This window comes from Deltaproteobacteria bacterium, from assembly GCA_011773515.1.
Classification (GTDB): Bacteria; Desulfobacterota; Deferrimicrobia; order J040; family J040; genus WVXK01.
Window position 1 is genome coordinate 1,952 of the sequence record WVXK01000060.1, and the last position, 3,353, is coordinate 5,304.

At 50.0% G+C, this 3,353-nt stretch carries 4 protein-coding genes; 3 read left to right on the plus strand and 1 reads right to left on the minus strand.

Annotated features, from left to right (window positions below; all coding sequences use genetic code 11):
- Positions 1–107 precede the first annotated feature (107 nt).
- Positions 108–344 carry a hypothetical protein gene (locus GTN70_06725; protein ID NIO16679.1) on the minus strand — a complete coding sequence of 79 codons (237 nt, stop codon included), beginning with the start codon at positions 342–344 and terminating at the stop codon, positions 108–110.
- Positions 345–909: 565 nt separating this feature from the next.
- Between GTN70_06725 and GTN70_06730 the strand changes: the two genes are divergently transcribed.
- From GTN70_06730 to GTN70_06740, 3 genes are all read left to right on the plus strand, one after another.
- The gene (locus GTN70_06730; protein NIO16680.1) at positions 910–1,560 is read left to right on the plus strand and encodes a hypothetical protein; all 651 of its coding nucleotides are present in this window, start codon (positions 910–912) and stop codon (positions 1,558–1,560) included.
- A gap of 239 nt (positions 1,561–1,799) precedes the next feature.
- Positions 1,800–2,183 carry a hypothetical protein gene (locus GTN70_06735; GenBank protein ID NIO16681.1) on the plus strand — a complete coding sequence of 128 codons (384 nt, stop codon included), beginning with the start codon at positions 1,800–1,802 and terminating at the stop codon, positions 2,181–2,183.
- A gap of 630 nt (positions 2,184–2,813) precedes the next feature.
- On the plus strand, positions 2,814–3,353 hold a 540-nt coding region (locus tag GTN70_06740; GenBank protein NIO16682.1), incomplete at its 3' end, for a hypothetical protein.

A 3,353-nucleotide genomic window follows, 5' to 3' on the forward strand; every position in this document is an offset into this window, starting at 1 on the left:
ATGGGAACTGACCCCGGGTCTTCTGAACTTTTGAAAAAAAGGAAGGCTCGAAACGAGCCTTTCTTTAGATGGGGGGGGTGAGTTGAAAACCGAGGTAGAGGGAATTATTAGGGACCGTAGAAATCCTCTGGCTCCAGAAAAGCCATGAGAGCAATATCGCTCTCTCCGATCGGGGCTTCCATGGTTGCCTTCAATATGTCACAGCACTCGAGGACATACTCGACACCGGCATCGTTGGAAAACGAATTCCACTCTGCTCTCTCAACTGAAAAGGCAACGCCGGAACTTCCCGCGATCGCCAGAACCATGCCCAATCCCATATTTGAACCATATAACCTTTTCATCAAGCAAGCCTCCTTGTAAACTTTGTTGTTTTCCTGTTTGACGATATAAGGGGCATTTTCCGTGCCTGGTTGGATATATTTCATATTCTGTAATTAATTAGGGAAGTTACGTATTTTTCATACCGATTCTCCCCCAGATGGTCGGAATCGGGAGTTCCTGTTTTTTTTGATGGATACTCATAATTAGTTAAATTAACGTTTTATGCGATTGATGGGGCTGATTGATATGATTTTGCAATCAAAACAGGAATAGAAAATTCCGAATTTATACCTCAATAACTAACTGTTCCGATTATTCCTTAAAAAATACAGGGGCAGGCCCTGTTTGTTTCTTTTTTTCGGCACGGAGAGCAATATGGACAAAATCTTTCGGGCCTATCCCCCCTACAAGCCCTTTTTTTGGAAAAGCATGATGAGTTCGATTGTATGGTTTTGTATGCGTGATAGTCAAAAGAAAGCATAAACAGGTGATAGTCCTCTATTACTTCCTATCTGTTTTCGGAAAGAAGTATAACCAGTTATAATGAATTAGTACTGATGTGACCCTTTCAGAGGGGGCAAAGGAATGTTGATCGAAAGAGGAAGAAATGGTTTTCATTTCCTGCTGGCTTTGATTCTCATATTTTTTCTCCTTCCGTGCAGAATCGGAAATGGTGCCGGGGGTTACACCGGTCTTCCCGTCACCATCGATCTTACCGCCGCTAATGTCTCTTCACACGAGGTGGTCCTTACCTGGAGCGATGTGAGCGCTACCGGTTATACCCTTTATGAAAAAGATTCCTATGTCGACACCGTTTACGGAACCGCTACGGTAAGGAGGCTTTTGAATCCCGACACCCTCTACTGCTACCGGGTGGTTGCGTTTTACCCTGATGTGGGCAGCACGGAACAGAGCAATCAGGCGTGCGTGAAAACGCTACCCGACAGGACACCCCCGACCGTGCCGGGGAACGTCGTTGCAGATCCTGATGCACAAGGCCGGGTCCGTGTCTCCTGGAGCGGATCGAAAGACGATGCAATCGTCTCGGGATACACGGTTTTCCGCGATGGAGTCCCTGTCGGGGAGGTTGCCGACACCTCCTTCGTCGACGAAGGGTTGGATGCCGGCGCCCTGTATTGCTACTCCATATCATCCCACGATGACTCGGGGAACGAGTCGGATCAGAGCGATTTGGCATGCGCTTACAGCTACACGAACGACTTCGATCCCAAATGATAAACGGGTAGATGACAGGAGTAACCCTTGTCGGCAATGATCTCACTTTCCTGTTGAGACAACAGTCCAACAATCCAGAAATTGTCAAATCTCCCCAGGCGCTTCAACCCTGAATGTTGCAAACCTCAAAATCCGGGATCCTGAACTAATTTCACCTTGCGACCCCTTCGTAACCTGCGAATGGCATATAATGGTTATAGAGTTTTTACGGCGGATTATTCGTGGGGGAAGGATCCAGGGTGGTCACGCGAAGGACGAAACCGAACATTTCAATAGATCTCTCGGAAGATCTGAAAACATTACCACCCCGCCTTTACTCGGTGGATCATGCTTCGGGCAATGTGATGTTTCGCGACGGGAGGGAGTGGGTGAAAGCCCCGGAAGGTGATGAGCCGGCCATCGGGATCCACAACTCGGTTCTCAAAAGGTTCTGGAAAACAGTTTTCATCCCACCATCCGTTTCCCGGGACGAACCATTCTTGATACCTCTCGGGGATTTTCCCGTGGATACCAGGGGGTACCGTGATTTCAGTTTCACCGTCTCAGGGATAGAGAAACTCACCTTCGACATCACCTGGGACGGGTTGGTCGTTACCGGCCTCGTGCTCAAGAAAAACGGCTGAATAGAGAGGCTTCCGAAAAAATATAGGCGTCGAATTCGAAGTCTCTACCACCCGGGGCTATTCCCAATTCTGCATGTCTGATAGGCGAGAATGCGAAAAAATGTGAGGAAATGGGAACTGACCCCAGGTCTTGCCCACTAAACGCCTGGGCTACTTTTTGTGACATATTTTGTCGCACTCTTGCTTGAGGAACCGATACCAGTGCCCGTTGTTCCTCCTCGAGTCAACGGTGAACGAAAAGAGCAAGAACATTGCGATTATGACGTTCAAGGGAGTCACCGTTATTTCGCCTCCTTCAGAGAGTCTTTTTTATGAATGAACATTCATTCATTTATATATAGATAAATATCTGACTCGGAGATAGTTGTCAAGGAGAAATTTTTCCGTGTCCGGGGTCAGTTCCCATCTTCTCATATCAGATGGGTGAAAAGGCGCAAAACCTGAGGAAATGGGAACTGACCCCGGGATAGGGTTTTAGATATTTTTTGAATAAAGAAAACAGCTTGTTCTGTTTATGGATTTTTACAATAATGAAAAGCAAAACCGCAGGAAGCCCCGTCTGGTCGCCGGAAGCCCCGAATTACACAGCCAAAGGGCTTCCTGGCTTTAGAGGACTGCGGGAAATTGCAAATGGCACGGTCGAATCTCAAAGGTGACGTAACGGGCGCGCTGTCGGCGGCGTTTTTCACCATCCCCCTCTCGATCGGTTACGGCCTCCTCGCATTCGCCCCCCTGGGGACCGACTTTCTGCCCATCGCGGCGCTCCTGGGAATCTACGCGGGGATATTCGCGGGCTTCTTCGCCCCCCTTTTCGGGGGGACGAAGATCCAGGTCACCTGCCCGGAAGCCGCCATGACGCTGATCCTGGCCTCCTTCGTGGCAGCCGTCGCCGCGAACCCCCAGATAGCTCCGGGGCCATCTAAAAACGTAATCATCGTCGGGCTGGCAGCCCTCTGCGTCATGACGGGCGGGCTCATACAGCTCATTTTCGGTGTCCTGCGACTCGGCGACATCGTCAAGTACGTCCCCTACCCGCTCATATCGGGGTTCATGAACGGCATCGCCCTCCTGCTGATCCTCAAGCAGGTCCGGCCCCTGCTCGGGATCACGGGAAGCCTGCCCCTTCGCGAGGTGGCGGGCAATTTTTCCCTCGTCCAGCCGCTCACGCTC